Source organism: Francisella sciaenopsi (assembly GCF_045862875.1).
Taxonomy (GTDB): domain Bacteria; phylum Pseudomonadota; class Gammaproteobacteria; order Francisellales; family Francisellaceae; genus Francisella; species Francisella sciaenopsi.
This window is the reverse complement of sequence record NZ_BTHG01000018.1, coordinates 1-959: the sequence shown is the minus strand read 5'-3', so window position 1 is coordinate 959 and position 959 is coordinate 1. Positions and strand designations below refer to the sequence as shown.

Here is a 959-nt window from a genome sequence, read left to right as displayed (position 1 = left end):
GATGTAGATATTTTGTATCCAGTAAGAGATGCTACAGCTACAGTCCATAGAGTATTATCTTTAGGGATTTCAGCAGATACTGTAGAGTTACTATTTATAGTAACTTCTTTAGTATCACCACTACTATTAGATAGAGTTAAAGTAGTCGATTTACCATCAGGTAATCCACTAACAGCAATAGCAACATTTTCTGTAGGTATAGCTTGTTTAGTGAATGTAACATCAGCATTTGAAGTATTATAATTATATACTCCTATTGAATATGTTTCAGAAGGAGTATAACTATATCCATTACTAACAAAGCTATCTACAGTAAGAGTATAAACGATACCGTCTTCAGAAGAAGGTATATTATCTAATGTAATAGCTTTATTAATTTCAAGACTTCCAGAAGAAACAACATTACCATTAGCATCTGTAAGAGTATAAGAAGTAGTAGGGTTTCCACTAACATCAGCTTGAGGATTAATACTAATAGATCCTTCACCAGTAGTACTAGATTTTGTATATTCTACAGAAACTGTTTGAGATGCACCTTTAGCTAAAGTAAATGATGCAGGAGAAGCTGAGCCGATAGCTCCATCAATAGCAGTTACACTAATAGTAAGATTAGCGCTATCACCGACAGTGACATCAAGTTTAGTAGTTGACCCCCACTGAGCATTATTTAATTCGGCTATTTTAGTACCATTTTTTAGAATTTGAACATCTGCAAGAGTACTAGTGCTTACAAAGTCAGGCTTAGCTGGTAATACTATAGAAACAGTTCCCTGTCCTTGAGCTGCTTCACCATTATATTCCCAAACTCCCCATTTAGAATCTTTGTTAGGAGTTTCACCCTGAGTCCACCATTTAGCTGTATATGATTCACCATTATAAGTAACAGTATCACCTTTAGTATATACTTGCGTAGAGTTCCAATCAGAAGAACTAGAAGTATTATCAGTGTTGTCAGTGTT

The 959-nt window shown here is 34.6% G+C and carries 1 protein-coding gene; it reads right to left on the bottom strand.

Going from position 1 to position 959, the window contains the following annotated elements:
* On the bottom strand, positions 1-959 hold a 959-nt coding region (locus tag ACKTR7_RS09905), incomplete at both ends, for a carbohydrate-binding protein (RefSeq protein ID WP_407878143.1).